Genomic DNA, 20,313 nt, shown 5'->3' with positions numbered 1-20,313 from the left:
TTCTGCTGGCGCCCTCGCCCGGGCTGGATCGTAGAGGTACCCCATAACCATAAAAAATGACGAGCACCTCAATGAGCACAACCAGTCACGAGACTCATGATTTGCGCATGCCTCGCAAAGCGGTGACCGCCGCGACCATCGGCACCGCCCTGGAGTGGTTTGACTTCACGCTTTACGGCGCCGTATCGGCGACCATTCTGCCCAAGCTGTTCTTCCCGGCGATGGAGCCGACTGCCGGCCTGCTCGCTTCGCTGGCGACCTTCGGCGTGGGCCTGGCCGCACGGCCATTGGGCGCGATTACGTGTGGCTACCTCGGCGACAAACTCGGCCGCCGCAACCTGATGTTGGCCACCGTGACCATGATGGGCCTGGCATCGGTCTTGATGGGCATGTTGCCCACCTACGGCCAGGTAGGGATTTGGGCGCCGATCCTGCTGGTGCTGCTGCGGATCGTTCAAGGTTTCGCGTTGGGCGGTGAGTCCACCGGGGCACAACTGATGGCGCTGGAGCACGCGGCCCCCGATCGCCGCGGACGTTATTCGGGCATGCTCGGGTTGTGCTCACCGCTGAGCCAGATAATGGCCAATGGTGTGTTGATGGGCCTGGCAGCGACACTTTCAAGTGAGCAATTCGAAAGCTTCGGCTGGCGAATTCCCTTCCTCATGAGCTTCGTACTGGTGGTGGTCGCGATCTTCATCCGCCTGAAAGTCGATGAAACCCCAGCCTTCGTCGCCTTGAAAAAGACCCCGGTCAAACAGGAAAAAAGCCCGCTCAAATCGGCCGTCGGCGGCCATTACAAGACCATCCTGCGCCTGATGCTGTTCTTCTGCTCGCCGGCTGCCCTGTTCTACCTGATCGTGATTTTTTCCCTCAGCTACCTGACCAAGCACCTGGGCTTTAGCCAGCAGACGGGCTTCATGTCGCTGATGGTGGCGAACGTCTGCGCGATTTTCGGTGCGCTGGCCGGTGGTTATCTGGCAGATCGCTGGGGCCGTAAAAAGGCGCTGGCCCTGGGTTCATGCATGACCTTGCTGATCCTGTTCGTCTACTTCCCGATCCTCAACACGCTCAACGTCCCCGCCATCATGGCAATCATGGGGCTGTTCCTGGGCTTCACCCAGTTCCAGAGCGGCATCCAGCCGGTGGCCTTCGCCGAAGCGTTCCCGACCCAGGTTCGTTACTCCGGCTCGGCACTGGCCTACACCGGCGCCAACCTGGTGATTGGCGGCCCTATGCCGATGATCGCCGTATGGATGATGAGCCAGTCGAACAACTCGCCGTGGCCTCTGGTGACGCTGTGCGCGGTGATCAACCTGATCTCGCTGGCAATGATCGTCATCGGCCCGGAAACCCGCGGCATCGACCTTAACGCCGTCGCCAAAGACGACGCCGTCGATACTCGCGCTTCAGCCATTCTTTCCAAATAACGCAGCAGGACGACCATGAACCGCACCGTCTTCATCCTCAACGGCCCTAATTTGAACTTGCTGGGTCGTCGCGAGCCGCACATTTACGGCCATACCACGCTCGATCAGATTCGCCAGACCAGTGAAAGGCTGGCCGAGGACCTTGACCTGGTCTGCGACTTTCGCCAGACCAACCACGAAGGCGTGATGGTCGACTGGATTCAGGAAGCGTTCGAACAAGGCGCGGCACTGATCATCAACCCGGCCGGTTTTTCGTTTCACTCGATTCCGGTCCTCGATGCCCTGAAGCTGCTCGACACGCCACTGATCGAACTGCACCTGTCGAACATCCATGCCCGCGATGAATTGCATCGCCACTCGATCATGTCCGGCGTGGTCAATGCGGTGATCTGCGGCATGGGCGCGGACGGTTATCCGCTGGCCATCAGGGCCATTGACGACCTGCTGCGTCGTCGGGTTGCCAACCACTAATACGCCTCTTCTCCAGACGCTTGCACGGCGGTCCCTTGGCAAATTATTGCCAGGGCCGCCTGCACCTGAAATTCAGTCGCCGGCCGCAAAAACGTGCCGAAAAAAATAATAATTCATCGCGAGACAACCACCATGCGCCACACTTATTTTCGCCGTAACGTGCCCGCCCACTACTCATTGATCGGTCTGACCCTGGCACTCGGTGCCGGTTCGGCAACGCTCGTTCAGGCCGATGAAAATAGCGGTTTTATCGAAGGCGCTACGGCCACCCTCAATCTGCGCAACGCCTACATCAATCGCAACTTCGTCAATCCCGCCTACCCGAATGCCGCCGCACCGCAAAACAAAGCGGAGGAATGGACGCAAAACTTTATCCTCGATGCCCGCTCCGGCTACACCCAAGGGCCGATAGGTTTCGGTGTTGATGTGTTGGGTCTTTACTCGCAGAAACTCGATGGCGGCAAAGGCACTGCCGGCACGCAACTGTTGCCTGTCCATGGTGATGGAGAGCCTGCCGACAACTTTGGCCGCCTGGGCGTTGCCGCCAAGGCCAAGGTTTCAAAAACGGTCGTTAAGGTAGGCGAATGGGTGAGTACCCTGCCGATCCTGCGTTCGGACGACGGCCGCTCGTTGCCGCAGACCTTTCGTGGTGCTCAGGTCACCTCCCAGGAAGTCGGTGGGTTGACGTTGTATGGCGGCCAGTTCCAGCAGAACAGCCCGCGCAATGACGCCAGCATGGAAGACATGTCCATGAACGGGAAACCCGCATTCACCTCCGACCGATTCAACTTCGGTGGCGGTGAATACACCTTCAACGAGAAGCGCACCACGGTTGGGCTGTGGTACGACGAACTTAAAGACATCTATCAGCAGCAATACTTCAGCCTCAACCACACACAACCCGTGGGTGACTGGACATTGGGCGCCAACATGGGGTTTTTCTCGGGTAAGGAAAACGGCGCCAGCCTGGCCGGCGACCTGGACAACAAGACCGCCTTCGGCCTGTTCTCCGCCAAAGTGGGAGGCAACACCTTCTACGTGGGTCTGCAAAAGCTCACCGGCGATAACGCCTGGATGCGGGTCAACGGTGCCAGCGGCGGCACATTGGCGAACGACAGCTACAACTCCAGCTACGACAATGCGCAAGAAAAGTCCTGGCAGGTTCGCCATGACTATAACTTCGTCGCACTGGGCGTCCCGGGCCTGACCATGATGAACCGCTACATCAGTGGCGATAATGTGCACACCGGTGCGATCACCGATGGCAAGGAATGGGGCCGCGAATCGGAACTGGCCTATGTGGTGCAGTCTGGCGCGCTGAAAAACCTCAGCGTCAAATGGAGAAATTCCAGTATCCGGAAGAACTTCAGCACCAACGAGTTTGACGAAAACCGGCTCTTCATCAGCTACCCGATTTCGTTGTTGTAAGGCGATCCACGTAAGCACGCGGCCTTATCCAATTGGATAGGGCCGCGTTATCTGAAAGCGGGGAAGTAGGCGAATATCTTCGTCGACATTCCCGTCACCCCCGCCCCGCTTTCGTCGTGCCTGGCGTGTTTTCACACAACCTGGGTCGAGAGCAACCCTTGAACGCCCTGCACTATTCAGTAATCCGCCGATTAGTCGATAATCGAAATACCCCTTCGCTATCGGCGCGCTCAAATGGATCAGGTTCTTTCGCTTCTCTCCGATACCCTTCCAAAAGCCAAAACCCTGGAGCAGCTGACGCGGCCCTTGCTGTCCCTGCTCAGCCGGATAACCGGTATGGAGTCGACCTACCTGACGACCATCGATACCAACGAAGGTGTCCAGCGTGTCGAGTTCGCACGCAACGTCGGTGACATGGTGATTCCTGAAGGGCTGGTCGTGCCTTGGACAGATACGCTGTGCAAGCGGGCGCTGGACGAGAATCGCATGTACTCGGATAACGTTGCCGAAGTCTGGGGGGACTCGGAGGCCGCCGCGGCCTTGGGTATCAGAACCTACGTGAGCGCACCCATCAGGTCCCAGGACGGGCAACTGCTGGGGACGGTCTGTGCCGCCAGCTCGAATCAAGTGGCCCGCTCGCCTGAAGTGGAACCCTTGCTGATGCTGCTGTCAGGGTTGCTGGGATATTCGCTTGAACGTGGGCTGCTGGTTGAGCGACTCCAGACTGCCAACGCCGAGTTGACCAAACTGGCCCTGACAGACCCACTCACCGGCTTGTCCAACCGGCGAGCCATTCTTAACGATGCCGCACGCCTGTTCGCCCTGGCCCAGCGGGAGCACAAGTACATACTCATCGGTGTCATCGATCTGGATGGGTTCAAGCTCATCAACGATACCCACGGTCACCTGGCGGGTGACCAGTTACTGCGCGGTGTCGCCGCCCAATTGCAGCATGGCCTCAGAGCCAGCGACATCATCGGCCGTACCGGCGGTGATGAATTCATCGTGATCGCCCTGGGCACACCCTCCGAACACTCGGACCTGGAAAAAGACAGGCGAAGTGCCGCCGAACTGCTTCAGGATCGCCTGTCCAAAGCGACGATTGGGCGATATGAGCTGGGCCACGGTCTTGGTGATATTCAATACACCGGCGCGAGTGTTGGAGTAGTGGCTGTAATACCGGGCAGCATGACGGTGGACGAGGCCACGAAACTGGCAGACCGCGAGATGTATAAGGTGAAACAGCAGCGCAACCGTCAACGGTTGTAGGGAAGCCCTCTTACGGCTCCTGATGATAGGCATACCGTCAACCTCCAGTCTTGCCGACCCGGCAGGCAAGACTGCGCCGGAGCATCGACATCATTCAGCTTGGTCCTGATCGGCCGCTCGATGTCCCAACATGCCAAGAAACTGTCCCGCCGTGCCCATAGCCTCGTGCCCGAGATACCTACTATAGGACCAGCGCCCTCTGCTCAATCAGCGAGAGTCAGTTACCTATACGGGTGCACATAGTGCGCACCGCCGTACAAGCACGGACTGGAGACAACAATGACAAAAATCGCCGAAATCCAAGACACTCCTTCACCAGCCTCGCCCTCGGCACCGGCCACTATTCGGTCGTCGGTGCGCCAGCATTCGATCAAGGTAGAGCTTTGCACGCCCGCCATCGGCGCAGAGCTCAGCAACATCAGCCTTGTCGACGCGACTCAGGATCCAGAATTGATCGCGCAAATCAGGGCCTTGTGGATCAAGCACAAAGTGCTGTTCTTCCGCGACCAGAACATCACTCCAATGGAGCAACAGCACTTCGCCGCGCAATTCAGCGAACTCGAAGCCCATCCCCTGGCGCCCAGCCATCCGGAGGCGGACAAACTGCTGACGCTGTACCGCAATCTCGATCCGAGCAAGCCCAAGAGCTATGTGGAAAAGGCTAGTCGCGAAAACCTCTGGCATGCCGATGTCACCTACAAGCAGGCGCCGCCCCGCGGCGCGGTATTGCGCTGCGAACTGGGTCCGGAGACCGGCGGCGATACGCTATTTTCCAACATGGTGATGGCCTACGAAAAACTGCCCGAAAGCATCAAGCAACGAATCGATGGCTTGTATGCCAAGCATGGTGCCGAGCAGACCTTTGGCGCCCAGTTGCCACGCGAAGAACGTCACGCGATGGCCCTGAAGACCCCCTGTGCCGAGCATCCGGTAGTGCTTGTGCATCCCGAGACCGGCGAAAAGGTGTTGTTCGTCAACTCGGCGTTCACCACCCATTTCTCGAACTTCTTCAACTTCGAGGACATCCGCTACGGCCAGGACTTCATGCCCGAGGCTCATCACCTGATGAACTACCTGATCTCCCAGGCAGCCATCCCGGAGTACCAGGTTCGCCTGAAGTGGCGCACCAACACCGTGGCCATGTGGGACAACCTGCAAGTCCAACATTACGCGGTGGCTGACTACGGCAATGCGCCAAGAAAGATGCTGCGCGCCACCCTGGCGGGCACCTCGCTGACCTGACCCTGACTGCCTGACAGACAGCCTGGGCACCCGACCATCAATGAGGGTCGGGCGATCCCGGCTGCCGAAAAATCCCGTTCACAACAACAATCAACGGAGATACCTATGCTCTACGAACACGTCGACACCGCCGTCATCGATGGCGAATCCCTGCCCTGGATTCCGTTTACCCCTTATGCGGAAAACGTGCTGCTCAAGTACTTCAAGCTCGACCCGATTCGCGGCGAATGGATCGTCATGATGAAGGCGCCGATCGACATGCAACTGCCCAAGCACCACCACACGGGTACGGTGATGGTCTACACCTTCGAAGGTCAGTGGAAGTACAAGGAACATGACTGGGTCGCCGGCCCGGGCAGTATCGTCTACGAGACGGCCGGGTCGACTCACACTCCGGAAGTCGTCAGCACCGGCAATGGCGACGGCTATGTGCTCACGCTGGTCCAGGTCAATGGCGATCTGGCGTTTCTCGACGACAACGACAACATCGTCGCGCTCGAAAACTGGAAGTCCGGGCTCAAGCGTTATCTCGCCTATTGCGAGGCGCATGACATCACGCCGAAAGACCTCACGGCCTTCAATTGATCTGAGTTCCAGGAGAACTCCCGGCATCCCCCGATTCAAGGGGGAGCCGGAAAAGTAACCTGATCGTAAAAAATCCAGTTGTACTACGGCGTTTCCGGTATGGGCGCCATCGTGCATACCATCAACCCGCGCCTGCATGAAGATCAGGTGGCCTACATCGCCAATCATGCCGAAGACCAGTACATCTTCTTCGACCTGACCTTTCTGCCATTGATCAAACTCATCGCTGGCCGCTGCACGACGGTCAAGGCGTTCATTGCCATGACCGATCAGGCGCACATGCCGACAGGGGAAGAACTGCTGGCGTTTTATGAAGGCAAGATTGCCAAGTGGTGGACGCCGGAAGATGTGGTCTTCGTCGACACGATTCCACTGGGTGCTACCGGCAAGGTCCTGAAGAACCGTCTGCGCGAGCAGTTCGGTGATCATCTGCTGGTCAAGGCTGTCGGCTAAGCGCAGCAGGGAAAAAGTCCAGCCCCGTTCATGTGTGGCCTCGAGTGATCGCGGCCACACACCGTGCAAAATCCTCGCGCCTAGCGCTCCAACTGCTCAAGAAACTCCAGAAGCAATTCGTTGACCTGAGCGGGGCTTTCTTCTGCGGCGCTATGCCCCACACCCGGTAGCAGAACCTTTTTGCGCAATGCGGGCAGATAGGCGTCCATCTGGTCGTAGAGACCACGGATTTCGACCGGCTCCAGGGAAGGGTCGGCAGCACCCCCGATGAACAGGCTCGGCTGGCTTACCTTCGCGCCGTCGAGAAACGCGGTGATTTCCCAATTTCGGTCGCGACAGCGGTAATAGTTCAGGGCACCGGTAAACCCCGTGCGCGTGTACTCGGCGACGTAGAAGTCGAGCGACTGCGGGCTCAACCAGGACGGAAAATCCCCCTTTGGCTCGGTGAAGGCATTGAGAATGGGTTCGCCGGCCTCGACGAACAGACGCCAGCGTTCGGCACCGACGGCGCTGCCGGAGATCGAGTAAAAGACGCTGCTCAAGGTCTTGCGCGGATCATGGGCCAGTTCGCGATCCGGCTTGTCGAGCTGCTGGAAATACAGGTGGTGGTAGACCCTTCCTTTCGCCATGGCCTGCAAACTTACGGTCGGTTTGACCTTGCCGCGCGGCGGTATCGGTGTATTGAGCATCACCAGGCCACGGATCAGATCCGGTCGCAACAGGGCCGCCGCCTGGGCCACCCAGGCACCCAAGTCATGGCCGATGATGACCGCGGACGTTTCGCCCAAAGCCGCCATCAAACCCACCATGTCGCCGACGGCCTGGCTCATGTCATAGGCTTCGATGGCATCGGGTCGGTCCGATTGCCCGAACCCTCTTTGATCCGGCACGACCACTCGATAGCCGGCCTCGGCCAATGCCACGATCTGGCGCCGCCACTTGTACCAAAGGTAAGGGAAACCATGCAGCAGGATGACGAGCGGGCCCTGCCCCTCGTCGATGTAATGCATGTGGATGCCGTTTACCTCGGCAAAGCAGTGGTTGAATGCATCGGGGTCATCGGCATTCACCTGCGCCATTGCGGCGAGCCGCTGACCAATACGCGTTGCAGTGCGCGTCTCCATTATCTACCTCCATCTTATTAGTTGTAGGCCTGAAGGTAGCGCCGAGAGAGGGTCGCGCACTGAGCTTTGCAGGACACAGTATTGTGAAATTGGGACAGCGCGAACGCCTACGGATCTGCGCCAGTCGCCGCCAGCCTTGGTCCGTCAGCAGTGTCCCAATACGCGAAAAAACTGTCCCACCCTGCCCATGAGGTCGCGTTCGTGCTCCCTATAATGTGACCGCGCTCCCTGGTCTGCCCTGCGCCAGACCAGGGTTGAAGATCGCTAGCGCAATCAGTACGTCCACACGCGCCGTCTTCTCGTTCATCACCTCTTCGATGAAAAAGAAACGCCGCCATCGGCCGAGGGAGGTCTCCTACTCATGCCCAAGCTTGTTCGCGCCGCCGTCTTGACCAAATACCTGGAAGTCACCCAGGACCTGGGATTCAACCCGCGTGACGTGTTGGCCGTTGCCGGCCTGAACAAGGCTCAGCTGCAAGCCCCCGAATACCGTATTCCGATTGATGCCGTCGTGCGCCTGCTGGAGGATTCGGCCGCCGCCAGCGGTTGCCAGACCTTCGGCCTGAGCATGGCCGAGTCGCGTCAGCTTTCGGATTTCGGCGTGGTCAGCCTGCTGCTCAGCCATCAACGCACCCTGCGCGATGCCTTGCAGGTGATGGAGCGCTACCGTCACCTGATGAACTATTCGCTGGCAATCCACGTAGAAGAGGCCGGCAGGATGGTGATCATTCGTGCAGAGATGGTCAGCGAATCCCTGCTGCCCAATCGCCAGGCCACGGAGTTGGTCATCGGCGTGCTGTTCCGTATGTGCTCGACGCTGCTCGGTTCGCAGTGGCGCCCCTACAGCGTCAACTTCATGCACCCGCCGCCGGTCAGCCTGCACCGGCATCGGCGGCTGTTCGGGTGCAATCTGGAGTTCGGCAGCGAGTTCAACGGCATTGTTTGCTCCGACGCCAGTCTCGACATGATCAACCCGCATGCCGACCCGGCCATGGCCCGTTATGCCCAAGACTACGTCGATTCGCTGCCGGGCAATGAAAGCACCTCGATGTTGTTCGAGGTGCGCAAGGCCATCTACCTGTTGTTGCCCATGGGGCGCGCCACCCTCGAGCAGATTGCCCAGTCACAGGGCATGAGCGTGCGCACCTTTCAACGCCGTCTGCAGGACGACGGCTGTGTCTTCAACGACCTGATCAACGACGTGCGCCGCGACCTGGCGCTGCGTTATCTGGAGAACCCGAACAACTCGATGAGCAGCATCGCCGACATGTTCGGCTTTTCGATGGCCAGCTCCTTTACCCGCTGGTTCGTCAACCAGTTCGGCATGCCACCGGCGGCATGGCGTAGTGCGCAGAAACCCGACCATTCGTGATGAACCAAAAAAACGGCGACTGCTGGTACAGTCGCCGAAAAAAACACCCGTAGTGACCTCCATTTCAGAAGCCTGAAGGTAGCTCTCACAGGCATCCTGCACTAAGCTCCGCAGGACACAATCTGGTGAAATTGGGACACGAGGGACAGCATGTATACCCTGACGCGAAGTGCCAGCCTCACCAACTATGAGCAGATTGCCCGTTCAGTGGGGCTCGATCCTTTTCGCATGCTACGCATGGCCAAGCTGCCGGCCAGTGCCCTCGACGATCCGAATATCATGATCAGTAGCGATTCGGTCGGATGGCTGCTGGAGGAGTCAGCCCGCTTGTCCGGCCAGGAGTCCTTCGGCTTGTTGCTAGCGGAAAAAAGGCACCTTTCCAACTTTGGCATGCTGGCGCTGCTTATCCGCGAAGAGCCAACACTTCGCGCCGCCCTGCAATCCTGCTTTCGCTATACGCGACTGCAGAATGCCGGCGTGCATTTGTGGCTTGAGGATGTAGGCGATCTGACCCTGCTGCATGTGGGTGTGAACATGCAGGGCCATCATGGCGTCTGGCGCCAGGCGATTGAACAGGCAACCGGGATTATCCTGCGCACGTTGTGCATTCTGAGCAACTACACCTTCCGACCGGTAAGGGTCTGCTTCACTCACGAAAACCCTGCCAGTCTGGAAGTACACCACCGTGTGTTGGGAACGGCGATCGAGTTCTCGCAGGAATTCAATGCCATCGTTTGTCGCGGACGCGATCTGGACATGGCCATCCCCGAAGCGGATCCAGCGCTGCATCGCGAGGTCAAGCGAGCGCTGGACATGCAGTTGGCTAACCTGCGTGACGAGCCGGCGCAGCGGGTCCGTCAGATCGTCAAGATGCTGCTGCCAAGCGGGCTGTGTTCTGTCGATGCGATCGCCCAGCATCTTGGCATGCATCGACGCACCCTTAACCGACACCTGGCGGTAGAGGGTGAGAGTGTCACCACGATCATCAATGCTGTGCGCGCCGAACTCGCCGAAGAGTATCTGGCCAACAGTAAACGCCGATTGTATGAGGTTGCCGAACTGCTCGGATTTTCCTCTGCCGGTGACTTTTCACGCTGGTTCCGCAGCCACTTTGGCAAGACACCTTCGGGTTGGGCGGTGTCCTATCAAGAGAGCAAGGCGACACCCGAGCCCCATCGCCTGAGTAAACCGTAAGAGCACCTCATCGACTTGCCTGACGTCACCCACCCCATGCTCCCCAGCCACCCAGCCACCCAGCCACCCAGAGGCTCCTGGTCTTGTACAGATCTACAAGACCCCGGAAAATCCAGCGGATCGCTACGAGAATGCGTGGCACTGCGATGCCACCTGGCGTGAGTCGCCTCCTATGGGTGCCGTGCTGCGCTGCATCGAATGCCCACCGACAGGGGGTGACACCATGTGGGCCAACATGGTGCTGGCTTATGACAAGCTGCCCGCGGATGTGAAGCAGGAAATCGATAGTTTGATCGCCAATCACAGCTTCAATTCTTCCTTCGCTGCGGCCATGCCAAAGGAAAAACGCCTGGCCATGAAGGCGCAGTACCCGGATGCCGAGCATCCGGTGGTTCGTACCCATCCCGAAACTGGCGAGAAGGTGCTATTCGTCGCTGCCTACGCTACGCATTTCGTCAATTACCACGCCCAAGGACGTGTCCGTGTCGGCCAGGACTACAACCAAAAAGGCGTCGACCTGCTGCAGTATCTGATTAGCCAGGCGTACAACCCCGAGTACCAAGTGCGCTGGCGCTGGAAGAAAAACAGCGTGGCAATTTGGGATAACCGCTGCACCCAGCACTATGCGGTCATGGATTATCCACCCTGCCATCGCAAGATGGAGCGCGCGGCCATCATCGGCGACAAACCCTACTACACGTAAAACGATCCGCAGACGAGAGACGCTTGCGAGCGTCTCCTTTGGGTCGTTTGCAATCCTTCACCTCTTGCAGTCGCATTTGCCTCAGCGAGGGAACAACAACGTCACGGCGAAACGAAACCCCCACCCCTGCGCCCCGTCATCCGGGCTGTCGAGCCAGTAGCGTGGCCCGGCTTGCACCGTCAGTGGCTGCCCGCCGATTTTCAACAGTTGTGTGACCGTCAGATTGACCGGCACGGACCATTCGCGTGACTGCCAGTTATAGGTGGATTCGGTGTTCACCCCGTAAGTCGTGAAGGTGCTGGTTGTATAGGACAGGAAAGGTTGCAGGAAGGTCTGGTTGACCTTTTCCTTGCCGTCCGGCGGGCTGCCGTCCAGGCCCCAGATATGGTTGGCGAGTATCCCGTGAGTCCAGCCATTGGCCTGTTTCAACGCAACGGCCGTCGGGCCGATCCCCCACTGCTCGCTACCGAGCAATTCATCACTGCCGGTGGGGATCAATATGGCCGGGCCGACGCCGAGTATCCAGCCACTGTCCGTGGGCTTTTTCGGCGAAAAGAAAAAGCTCTGGGTGATATCGCCGACCCCGGACTTGTCCGCCGCACCATCGGGTGCCAGACCGTGTTGATCGATGACCGGCAGGATGGTGCGCGAAATCAGGTTCCAGTCATCGTTGAGGGTAAACGGCAGCACCGGCTGGATATTGGTCACGCTGTGCATGCCCTCCCCGGTCGGCCCCATTTTCTGGTCCCAGTTGTACTGCACCGGCAGGCTGTACATGGCGGCCACCGGGTTGAGGGCTTGTTTGGCCAGTTCCGCCGAATCCTCAGCCTGGGCCAAGGGCACGAAGCACAACGAAGCGAACACTGCCGACGAGGTGTAACCCCAACGCTGTATTAAATCCATTGCTCATCACCCGGAATCGACAACGCAAGGACTAAGCGTAGGCAACAGTGATCAATGTGCAATTTTCCTGGGTCGTGTGGCACTCAGGACGTTGACGAGGATGGGTTCTTGTAACGCAACGCCTCCACCAACAACGCAAACGCAGGCGACGCCTGACGACGACTCGGGTAGTAGAGATGAAAGCCGGCAAACCACGGCGACCAGTCTTCCAGCACTTGAATCAGGCGTCCGGCCTTGAGATGAGGCATCACCAGGTCATGGGGAACATAGCTCAATCCGAAACCATCGAGTGCCGCGTCCAACAGCTGATAAACACCGTTGTAGGTCACTTGGCCTGACACGCGAACCTTGAGGCGTTCGCCCTCTTTGGCGAACTCCCAGGCATACAGACCGCCGTTCGTGGGTAGCCGCAGGTTGTTGCACAAATGATCCGTGAGCGCCCGAGGCGTCGTGGGTAATTCACGGTTGGCAAAGTAGCCGGGAGACCCCACCACCGCCATGCGCATGTCCGGCCCGATACGCGTGGCAATCATGCCTTCGGCCACGTCCTCGCCCAGCCTGACCCCGGCATCAAAGCCCTGTGCGGCAATGTCGACGAAGCTGTAATCGCAACAGACTTCCACCGAGATGTCCGGGTACTTGGGGAGGAAGTCTTTCAGCACAGGCCGAATGATCTGATCCAGCACATGGTCCATCGCGTTGATACGGATATTGCCCGCGGGGGTATCGCGCAGATCACTCAGGCCCGCCAGTTCTATTTCGATTTCCTCGAAGTGGGGCCCCACCCTCCTCATCAGACGTTCGCCTGCCTCGGTGGGTGAAACGCTGCGCGTGGTTCGCGTCAACAAACGCAGCCCAAGTCGCGCTTCCAGGCCACGAATCGTGTGGCTCAACGCAGATTGGGAGACCCCGAGCCTGGCAGCGGCTTTGGTGAAACTGCGCTCCCTGGCAACGGCGAGGAAGGCAAGCAGATCACTGGCGTTTTCCCTGAGCATTGATGAGAGCTCCACATAAGTATTTTCGGATTCTAGCGACTAATCCTCTTAATGAGGAGCTGATAGATTTTAGACTTCGCTCCAATCATGAAAAATCTCGCGGCCATGGCGTTATCGCTGTCGTGGCTCGCTTTAGATGCACCCACAGAGGGGGAAATCCATGCTCGTCATTAACCCGAACGGCTCGCAGCCATCTGCCAAGGGACCCGCCGATTACTTTACGGGCACTGTCCGTGTCGACGCGCCGTTCAAGGGGACAGAACAGGCTCGGGTCAGCGGCGCCACCGTGACCTTCGAACCGGGCGCTCGCACTGCCTGGCACACTCACCCGCTAGGCCAGACTTTGATCGTCACCGCAGGGGCCGGCCTGGTGCAGGCGCTGGGGCAACCGGTTCGCTCAATCAAACCGGGTGACACCGTGTGGATTCCACCTGATGTCAAACACTGGCATGGGGCGAGCGACACCACTGCAATGACTCACATCGCCATTGCCGAAGTGCTGGACGGCAAAGTGGTCGACTGGATGGAACAGGTCAGCGACGAACACTACGCCCAAGGGCTTTGATCGCGCACCCGGTGTCATCAGGTGCGCAAGGTAGCTTCATGATTACTGCTGGGTACCGGGCAGCAGCTCAAAGGTGGGGGTAAACGGAGTGATGGCGGCCATCAACTGCTCGAAGGGTTTGTGATTGCCTGTGAAGGTGGCTTTGCCGGCCGCAACGAGTTGAGCGAAGCTGGTTTTCCGTGCCATTACACCTTCAAGATCAGAACGATCAAGGGTGATCGACAGGTCGGCATTTTTCGCTTGCTGCCCCTTGATATTGGTCAGGGTTGAATTGCTTAACTCAACCACAAACTGCTCACCGTTGTCGGGTGTCTTGAGATTCAAGACGAAGTGTTGATCCGCAACTTTGCTGCCATCCAGCGCGATGCCGAGGTACTCCAGCCACAACTCGGTACTCATGGCGCCAATCATGTCGGGCCCGGTGGTTTTGGGCGGTAAACCCTTGGGCATGCTGTGGCGTAATTCATACGCCGCCGCAAGGAAGCTGTTACGCACCCCGGCACTTTCCTTCTGATAGCCGACCTGTTCATAGACGTCCGCGAGCAAGTCCTTGGCCTCGGTGTTTTGGGGTTCGGCATACACCAGCTTATTCAGGATTTCATAGGCTTCGCGGTATTTGCCCTGATCGAACAAGGATTTGCCCTTGGTCATGATCTTCTCCGAGCCCCCCATCATTTCCACGTACAGCGGTGCCGAATCCTTCGGTGACAGCGGCATCAGCGTCGCCGGGTTGGCATCCCAGTAACCCAGGTAGCGGTTGATCACGGCGCGGCTGTTGTGCTCCTCGGAGCCGTGATAGCTGTGAGTCGCCCAGTTGTTTTTCAGGCTGTCCGGCAACTTGTAGACGTTGTGAATCTCGTTGATGGTGACGCCCTGGTTAGCCGCATGCAGCACCGCATTATTCAGGTTGGCATAGGCGTCGCGTTGCGCGCGCATGACGTCCTGAATCCGCTCATTGCCCCAACGTGGCCAACTGTGCGCGGCGAACATGACGTCGGCTTGTTGTCCGTAGCGATACAAAGCGTTGTTGATGTTCTTCGACCAGACCAGTGGATCACGGACCAGAGCACCGCGCAGGGTGTAAATGTTATGGATGGTGCCGACGATGTTTTCCGCGGCCCAGAATGCCTTGAACTGCGGGAACCAGGTATTCATCTCCGCTGGCGCTTCGGTGCCCGGCGTACTTTGAAACTCCATTTCCACGCCGTCGATCGTCAGGGTCTCGAAATCTTTCGAGATATAGCGATTGGGTTCGATCAGGCCCATGTTGCCAATCGACGCATTCTTTCCGATGGCCATGTCGACGTGGCCATAAGGACTGTGCGGCAACAACACGCCATATTGGAAAAATGCACGCCGGGTCATTGCGTTACCGGCGTAGACGTTTTCGGCCACCGCATGTTCCATGAAGCCAGTGGGTGCTATCAGCGGGATTTTGCCGCTGCGCACATCGGCCTCATCGACCACCCCGCGCACGCCACCAAAATGGTCGGCATGGGAGTGAGAGATCACCACCGCTACGACCGGGCGCTTGCCGAGTTTTTCATTGATAAAGTCCAACGCAGCCTTGGCGGTTTCCTTCGACATCAGCGTGTCGAACACAATCCAGCCCGTATCGCCCTTGATGAACGTGATGTTGGCCAGGTCAAACCCGCGCACTTGGTAAATCTTTTCCGGAACCACCTCGTACAGACCGAAGGCCATATTGAGGATCGCCTGACGCTGCAAGGACGGATTGATACTGTCGTAGTCCTTGCCGTCGAGCAGGAAGTCATAGCTCCCCATGTTCCAGGCGACATTACCGGCTTCAGCCATGATTTTGTTGTAGGTCGGTGCCGCAATAAAGCCTCTTTTGGCCTCTTCAAAATCTCGTTTATCACCGAACGGAAGTGTCTTGCGTACACCGTTTTGCAGTTCGATCGTGTAGGCCGAAGGCGGCTTGCCTTTGCTATCGAAGTGCGCACTTTTTGTTGAGGAAGGATCAGAACTTGCGCCGTTTGCATCGGCAGCAAAAATCGCAGGGCTAATGCCACAGCCCAGCGTAATTGCCAGTGCCAGATGAAGGGTCTTGTTGTGCATGAGGGGGTTCCTGTACCAAGGGCTGCCAAGAGCGTCAATGCGGAAAATTGCGCCCGATTTTATTTATTGGGTACGCGTCAACTTGACCCGCCAGGCCATGAATAGCATATTCATTTCATTACGAAAAATTCCGTTTCAGTGGCTTTCGATAACATAAAGGTTATGAGATGACGCCCCGTCGCTTACGTCAGTTTTTGGCATTGGTTGAACATGCGCACTTTGGTCGAGCGGCCAAAGCGTTAGGGGTATCCCAGCCAGCGCTGAGCAAAAGCATCCAGTTGCTGGAGAGTGAACTTGGCGTCACGTTGTTCGACCGACGCCCTGAAGGCGTTGCGCTGACGGCGTTTGGCCATTTGCTGCGTGAAAAAAGTCGGCGCTTGTTAGTGGCCGAGGAAGATCTGCGGCGCGACATTGCCTTGCTGGCGGGAGGCGATATCGGCGCACTGAAAGTGGCCTTGGGGCCCTATCCAAGTGTCACCAGCGGATACACCAGCATCGCGCGGCTGCATGCTCGGCATCCGCACATCAAAGTCACGGCCCATGTGGCCGGATGGCGAGACGTGGCTCATCAGGTCGCGACCGGAGTGGTGGATTTGGGGATCGCCGAAATCAGTACCCTGGAAGGCCGGGAAGAATTCACCTGTGAGCTGTTGGGTGAGCACCAGGGACGCTTGTTTTGTCGGCCCGGCCATCCTCTACTCTCGCAAAAGCGTGCATTGACGTTGGCACAAACACTCGATTTTCCCTGGGTGGCTTCGCGTATTCCGTTGCGACTGGCCACCCATCTGCTCCCGGCAACGCTAGGCTGTGCCGGTGCATACGATGCGGTGAACGGTGATTTTGTACCGGCGATTGAAATAGACGTGCCCATGCAAATCGTTAAATTCGTCGAGCACAGCAACGCCTTGGCGGTAGGGAATTTATCGACGTTTGAGCGAGAGTTCCTCGCCGGCGAGGTCGTACCGCTACCCCTTCATGACCTCGCCCTGCGCACCCGCTATGGCTTTATCTACCTGAAAGAGCGCTCACTGCCGCCCGCCGTAGAGGCTTACATGAACGAAGTACGGATTGTGGAAGCCGAAATTTGTCAGCGTGAAAGTCTTCTGGCCCAAATGACAAGCGCAGCGAAAAAAGATCAAGGTTAGTGGTTCGCCTGCCGAAATATCATGCACTTTGGCGACTGCGCGGGATATTCAAGAACGCAACGCCGCATGAATGAGCTATACCCAAGAGTCCCCCCACCGCACTTCTTCCACTTTTGGAGGTTGGCAATGAAACTCTATCCCCCCCTGTCAGTACTATTGATTAGCGCAAGTCTCTTCGGCTGCACCCACTCCTCAAACCAGTCAATGAATCTTCCATTGGCGGCGACCTCGAGAAACCCCGGTCATTCCGCCACAACCACATTGACTGGCGAAGGCAATCAAACCAACTTTGATTTCTACATCACGGGCGTTCCAAGCGGAACGATTCTGCCGCCGCGCATCTACACGTTCATCAACAAAGGCAGTTGCCAGCAACCCGGGCCTGCCGCGTTCGCCATGAACGATAAGGTCAACACCGAACCCAATGCGGGTACCGGCGGATGGACCTTTTACAGAAGCGCGCCGATAAAAATGCCAGACCTGTTGTCTGGCAAGTACTCCATTGTCGTGCGCACTTCGCCAGAGGATGGCAACGCCGATATTTTCTGCGGCGATGTTGCGCACGCGACTCGATGAAACACCCTAGTCCTTATTGAGTCGAGTCGCGCTTTATGTGGCGATTGTGTTCAGGGTGGGTATTTATCCCGTGTGTAATCCTGGCGTTACATACACCACCCCAACACTGCAATCGCCCCGTCTATTTGAAAAAAACGCACTAGACTTTTCCTGCGCCTTTAACTGTGGAGGGTCATTTCATAAAGGGGGAAATGATTCTGTACGCAGTACCTAGGCAAATTGCTCGGTGGTCAATGCACCAAGGGTCAATGTTGTTGTGCACTCATCGCCCGGTTGCCAGCACCATGAAACAACGAGGAAACCTGGTATGGAACAGCTATCGGATCGTTTCAAGCTATCAATAGTGTTTGCTGCACTTTTGTCATTTAACGGACTTGCCCACGCGGCTCAAACGGAAAAGACCAACATTCTGTTTATCGTCTCCGACGATACCGGGTATGGCGACCTCGGCCCCTATGGAGGTGGTGTCGGGCGCGGCATGCCCACGCCGAGCATCGATCAACTGGCGGCAGAAGGGGTCACTTTTTATTCTTTTTACGCCCAGCCAAGCTGCACGCCTGGCCGCGCGGCCATGCAAACCGGTCGAATCCCCAACCGTAGCGGCATGACGACCGTGGCCTTCCAGGGCCAGGGTGGTGGTTTGCCAGCCGCCGAGTGGACGTTGGCATCGGTATTGAAAACCGGTGGCTATGACACCTATTTCACCGGCAAATGGCATTTGGGCGAAGCCGACTATGCGCTGCCCAACGCGCAAGGTTATGACGTGATGAAGTACGTCGGCCTGTACCACCTCAATGCCTACACCTACGCTGACCCGACGTGGTTCCCCGACATGGACCCGGAAACCCGAGCGATGTTTCAACGGGTGACCAAGGGCGCGTTGTCCGGCAAGGCGGGTGAAAAACCGGTCGAAGAATTCAAGATCAACGGCCAGTACGTCGACACGCCTGTCGTCGATGGCAAGCCCGGTGTGGTCGGCATTCCGTTCTTTGATAACTACGTCGAAAAAGCCGCTCTGGAGTTTCTCGACACAGCGGCCAAATCGGACAAACCCTTTTTCATCAACATCAATTTCATGAAAGTGCACCAGCCCAACATGCCGGCACCGGAGTTCATTCATAAGTCCATGTCCAAGTCCAAGTACGCCGACTCGGTCGTCGAACTCGACACCCACATCGGTCGGATCATGGACAAGCTCAAGGCGCTCGGCCTGGATAAGAACACGTTGGTGGTGTACACCACGGACAACGGCGCCTGGCAGGATGTTTATCCGGATGCCGGCTACACCCCGTTCCGCGGAACCAAGGGCACGGTGCGTGAGGGCGGTAACCGGGTACCCGCCATTGCCGTCTGGCCAGACAAAATCAAGCCGGACACCAAAAACCACGAGATACTCGGAGGCCTGGATTTGATGGCGACCTTCGCCTCGGTTGCCGGCGTGAAGCTGCCCGAAAAAGATCGCGAAGGTCAGCCGATCATATTCGACAGCTACGACATGACACCCGTCCTCACCGCCAGTGGCCCTTCTCCGCGCAAGGAGTGGTTCTACTTCACCGAGAACGAATTGTCGCCGGGCGCGGCCCGTGTCGGGAACTACAAGGCCGTGTTCAACCTGCGCGGCGATGATGGTGCACAAACCGGTGGTCTGGCGGTGGACTCGAACCTTGGGTGGAAAGGCGCCGAAAAATATGTCGCCACCGTGCCGCAGGTTTTCGACTTGTGGCAAGACCCGCAAGAGCGCTATGACCTGTTCATGAACAACTTTACCGAGCGTACCTGGACAATGGTGCCGATCACGGCGGCGATCATGAAGCTGATGAAAACCTACGTCGATTACCCGCCACGCAAACTGCAAAGCATGGGTTATGACGGGCCGATCGAGCTGTCGAAGTACCAGCAATTCCAATACGTACGGGATGCCCTGAAAAAAGAAGGCATCAACTTGTCGATGCCAAACGGCAACTGATCAAACAGGCGAAACAGGGCGGCCTCATTAGAGGTCGCCACTTCGTAGCGTCAATGCTCCCATTCGCCAACTCTTTCGCCTTGAGCAGTGGAAAGGCGGCGCGCTAGCGCCGTCATGGGCTCTGTCACTGGACTTCGTTCCCCATCTTTCCGGCAATGAAATCAAATGGCACAGGACGTCAAAATCAGCACGACCTGATCTGACTTTCGATGTGCGAAATCGAGCGTTTGATATCTCATACAGCTACGGACCTGATGTCATAGCAACCAGCGCACCCAATATCCTCCGGGCTGCCATTCCAAAAGCTGAATCGTTTTGGAACGAGGCTCGTTCGATAGCCGACCTGCCTGGTGCTTTCGAGCGGGTCAAAAAGCATTTGTCGACTGGTGGCCTGGGTTTCTACAACTACATACAACATCCTCTTGCATACGCGTTTGTATTGGCCATGAACGGCAAGCCCGACTCAGCCGAAGAAGAGTTTCAACGCTATTCACAGCGCCTTTCAGAGGCGGCTCGAAAAAAACTCCGCAAGCTATTCATTGATGCAGGCGGTCACCTTGGCTAAGCGAGTACGACTTGTTCAACAGAATCGGCCAAGACCAGACGTTCGAAAGCGATGAAGAGAAAAACAAGAATGACTGCACTTTTGACCAGTAACGCAGCCTGGGTCTGGCTGGACGTTTGATCCTGATCGCATGATCCGAATAGCCTGTCCGCACTGTTAGGGAAGTATCCACAGTGTTCCGTCATCGACTGGTCGCCCGGACGCTTGGCCTGCATCGAAGCTCAGGGGGTGGATGTTGAGACGCTCGCTGA

General features: G+C 57.6%; 18 protein-coding genes and 1 pseudogene. 15 read left to right on the top strand and 4 right to left on the bottom strand.

Going from position 1 to position 20,313, the window contains the following annotated elements; genetic code table 11:
* The first annotated feature begins 71 nt into the window (after positions 1 to 71).
* The 7 genes from AC07N8_RS24060 (at position 72) to AC07N8_RS24030 (ending at position 6,875) form a co-directional block, all read left to right on the top strand.
* A complete protein-coding gene (locus AC07N8_RS24060) occupies positions 72 to 1,427 on the top strand; it encodes an MFS transporter (protein WP_493146011.1) in 1,356 nt (451 codons plus the stop codon).
* A gap of 15 nt (positions 1,428 to 1,442) precedes the next feature.
* Positions 1,443 to 1,898 carry a type II 3-dehydroquinate dehydratase gene (locus AC07N8_RS24055; RefSeq protein ID WP_483843727.1) on the top strand — a complete coding sequence of 152 codons (456 nt, stop codon included), beginning with the start codon at positions 1,443 to 1,445 and terminating at the stop codon, positions 1,896 to 1,898.
* Between the two features lie 132 nt (positions 1,899 to 2,030).
* Positions 2,031 to 3,326 carry an OprD family porin gene (locus tag AC07N8_RS24050; RefSeq protein ID WP_483843726.1) on the top strand — a complete coding sequence of 432 codons (1,296 nt, stop codon included), beginning with the start codon at positions 2,031 to 2,033 and terminating at the stop codon, positions 3,324 to 3,326.
* A 234-nt stretch (positions 3,327 to 3,560) separates the two neighbouring features.
* Entirely contained in the window at positions 3,561 to 4,595 is a 1,035-nt protein-coding gene (locus tag AC07N8_RS24045; protein WP_493146010.1) for a sensor domain-containing diguanylate cyclase, read from the top strand.
* Between the two features lie 369 nt (positions 4,596 to 4,964).
* On the top strand, positions 4,965 to 5,837 hold the full coding sequence (locus AC07N8_RS24040) for a TauD/TfdA dioxygenase family protein (RefSeq protein ID WP_493146096.1): 873 nt from the start codon (positions 4,965 to 4,967) through the stop codon (positions 5,835 to 5,837).
* 105 nt (positions 5,838 to 5,942) lie between these two features.
* Positions 5,943 to 6,422 carry a 2,4'-dihydroxyacetophenone dioxygenase family protein gene (locus AC07N8_RS24035; RefSeq protein WP_483843724.1) on the top strand — a complete coding sequence of 160 codons (480 nt, stop codon included), beginning with the start codon at positions 5,943 to 5,945 and terminating at the stop codon, positions 6,420 to 6,422.
* Positions 6,423 to 6,521: 99 nt separating this feature from the next.
* Positions 6,522 to 6,875, top strand: a complete 354-nt coding sequence (locus AC07N8_RS24030; protein WP_493146009.1) for an AMP-binding enzyme — start codon at positions 6,522 to 6,524, stop codon at positions 6,873 to 6,875.
* Positions 6,876 to 6,955: 80 nt separating this feature from the next.
* On the opposite strand, the gene AC07N8_RS24025 is transcribed toward AC07N8_RS24030, so the two are convergent.
* Positions 6,956 to 7,999, bottom strand: coding sequence for an alpha/beta hydrolase (locus AC07N8_RS24025; protein WP_493146008.1), 1,044 nt, complete (start codon positions 7,997 to 7,999; stop codon positions 6,956 to 6,958).
* Between the two features lie 361 nt (positions 8,000 to 8,360).
* Between AC07N8_RS24025 and AC07N8_RS24020 the strand changes: the two genes are divergently transcribed.
* The 3 genes and pseudogenes from AC07N8_RS24020 to AC07N8_RS24010 all read left to right on the top strand — a co-directional run.
* Positions 8,361 to 9,371 carry an AraC family transcriptional regulator gene (locus tag AC07N8_RS24020; protein WP_483843721.1) on the top strand — a complete coding sequence of 337 codons (1,011 nt, stop codon included), beginning with the start codon at positions 8,361 to 8,363 and terminating at the stop codon, positions 9,369 to 9,371.
* A 150-nt stretch (positions 9,372 to 9,521) separates the two neighbouring features.
* The gene (locus AC07N8_RS24015; RefSeq protein ID WP_493146007.1) at positions 9,522 to 10,565 is read left to right on the top strand and encodes an AraC family transcriptional regulator; all 1,044 of its coding nucleotides are present in this window, start codon (positions 9,522 to 9,524) and stop codon (positions 10,563 to 10,565) included.
* A gap of 61 nt (positions 10,566 to 10,626) precedes the next feature.
* Positions 10,627 to 11,268: pseudogene (locus AC07N8_RS24010) on the top strand (TauD/TfdA dioxygenase family protein); the annotation flags it as partial.
* An 81-nt stretch (positions 11,269 to 11,349) separates the two neighbouring features.
* Here the strand turns inward: AC07N8_RS24010 and AC07N8_RS24005 are convergent.
* Positions 11,350 to 12,171 carry a transporter gene (locus AC07N8_RS24005; RefSeq protein WP_493146006.1) on the bottom strand — a complete coding sequence of 274 codons (822 nt, stop codon included), beginning with the start codon at positions 12,169 to 12,171 and terminating at the stop codon, positions 11,350 to 11,352.
* A gap of 83 nt (positions 12,172 to 12,254) precedes the next feature.
* Entirely contained in the window at positions 12,255 to 13,166 is a 912-nt protein-coding gene (locus AC07N8_RS24000; RefSeq protein WP_493146005.1) for a LysR family transcriptional regulator, read from the bottom strand.
* A 160-nt stretch (positions 13,167 to 13,326) separates the two neighbouring features.
* On the opposite strand from AC07N8_RS24000, the gene AC07N8_RS23995 reads away from it, so the two are divergent.
* Complete coding sequence (locus AC07N8_RS23995) at positions 13,327 to 13,731, top strand: (R)-mandelonitrile lyase (RefSeq protein ID WP_493146004.1); 405 nt, start codon at positions 13,327 to 13,329, stop codon at positions 13,729 to 13,731.
* Positions 13,732 to 13,773: 42 nt separating this feature from the next.
* On the opposite strand, the gene AC07N8_RS23990 is transcribed toward AC07N8_RS23995, so the two are convergent.
* Positions 13,774 to 15,810, bottom strand: a complete 2,037-nt coding sequence (locus AC07N8_RS23990; protein WP_493146003.1) for an alkyl/aryl-sulfatase — start codon at positions 15,808 to 15,810, stop codon at positions 13,774 to 13,776.
* A 167-nt stretch (positions 15,811 to 15,977) separates the two neighbouring features.
* Here AC07N8_RS23990 and AC07N8_RS23985 point away from each other — a divergent pair, with 167 nt between their 5' ends.
* From AC07N8_RS23985 to AC07N8_RS23970, 4 genes are all read left to right on the top strand, one after another.
* The gene (locus AC07N8_RS23985; protein ID WP_493146002.1) at positions 15,978 to 16,955 is read left to right on the top strand and encodes a LysR family transcriptional regulator; all 978 of its coding nucleotides are present in this window, start codon (positions 15,978 to 15,980) and stop codon (positions 16,953 to 16,955) included.
* A gap of 126 nt (positions 16,956 to 17,081) precedes the next feature.
* Positions 17,082 to 17,531, top strand: a complete 450-nt coding sequence (locus tag AC07N8_RS23980; protein ID WP_493146001.1) for a hypothetical protein — start codon at positions 17,082 to 17,084, stop codon at positions 17,529 to 17,531.
* Between the two features lie 307 nt (positions 17,532 to 17,838).
* Complete coding sequence (locus AC07N8_RS23975) at positions 17,839 to 19,497, top strand: arylsulfatase (RefSeq protein WP_483843713.1); 1,659 nt, start codon at positions 17,839 to 17,841, stop codon at positions 19,495 to 19,497.
* A 211-nt stretch (positions 19,498 to 19,708) separates the two neighbouring features.
* A complete protein-coding gene (locus AC07N8_RS23970; RefSeq protein ID WP_493146000.1) occupies positions 19,709 to 20,062 on the top strand; it encodes a hypothetical protein in 354 nt (117 codons plus the stop codon).
* The last annotated feature ends 251 nt before the right edge of the window (positions 20,063 to 20,313 follow it).

This window comes from Pseudomonas sp. GW821-FHT10C09, from assembly GCF_059415465.1.
This window is presented reverse-complemented; position numbering and strand designations above follow the sequence as displayed.

Excerpts from the sequence above, each read along its gene's own strand:
- AC07N8_RS24060 (WP_493146011.1), top strand. The coding sequence starts at position 72 with ATGAGCACAACCAGTCACGAGACTCATGATTTGCGCATGCCTCGCAAA.
- AC07N8_RS24055 (WP_483843727.1), top strand. The coding sequence starts at position 1,443 with ATGAACCGCACCGTCTTCATCCTCAACGGCCCTAATTTGAACTTGCTG.
- AC07N8_RS24050 (WP_483843726.1), top strand. The coding sequence starts at position 2,031 with ATGCGCCACACTTATTTTCGCCGTAACGTGCCCGCCCACTACTCATTG.
- AC07N8_RS24045 (WP_493146010.1), top strand. The coding sequence starts at position 3,561 with ATGGATCAGGTTCTTTCGCTTCTCTCCGATACCCTTCCAAAAGCCAAA.
- AC07N8_RS24035 (WP_483843724.1), top strand. The coding sequence starts at position 5,943 with ATGCTCTACGAACACGTCGACACCGCCGTCATCGATGGCGAATCCCTG.
- AC07N8_RS24030 (WP_493146009.1), top strand. The coding sequence starts at position 6,522 with ATGGGCGCCATCGTGCATACCATCAACCCGCGCCTGCATGAAGATCAG.
- AC07N8_RS24025 (WP_493146008.1), bottom strand. The coding sequence starts at position 7,999 with ATGGAGACGCGCACTGCAACGCGTATTGGTCAGCGGCTCGCCGCAATG.
- AC07N8_RS24020 (WP_483843721.1), top strand. The coding sequence starts at position 8,361 with ATGCCCAAGCTTGTTCGCGCCGCCGTCTTGACCAAATACCTGGAAGTC.
- AC07N8_RS24015 (WP_493146007.1), top strand. The coding sequence starts at position 9,522 with ATGTATACCCTGACGCGAAGTGCCAGCCTCACCAACTATGAGCAGATT.
- AC07N8_RS24005 (WP_493146006.1), bottom strand. The coding sequence starts at position 12,171 with ATGGATTTAATACAGCGTTGGGGTTACACCTCGTCGGCAGTGTTCGCT.
- AC07N8_RS24000 (WP_493146005.1), bottom strand. The coding sequence starts at position 13,166 with ATGCTCAGGGAAAACGCCAGTGATCTGCTTGCCTTCCTCGCCGTTGCC.
- AC07N8_RS23995 (WP_493146004.1), top strand. The coding sequence starts at position 13,327 with ATGCTCGTCATTAACCCGAACGGCTCGCAGCCATCTGCCAAGGGACCC.
- AC07N8_RS23990 (WP_493146003.1), bottom strand. The coding sequence starts at position 15,810 with ATGCACAACAAGACCCTTCATCTGGCACTGGCAATTACGCTGGGCTGT.
- AC07N8_RS23985 (WP_493146002.1), top strand. The coding sequence starts at position 15,978 with ATGACGCCCCGTCGCTTACGTCAGTTTTTGGCATTGGTTGAACATGCG.
- AC07N8_RS23980 (WP_493146001.1), top strand. The coding sequence starts at position 17,082 with ATGAAACTCTATCCCCCCCTGTCAGTACTATTGATTAGCGCAAGTCTC.
- AC07N8_RS23975 (WP_483843713.1), top strand. The coding sequence starts at position 17,839 with ATGGAACAGCTATCGGATCGTTTCAAGCTATCAATAGTGTTTGCTGCA.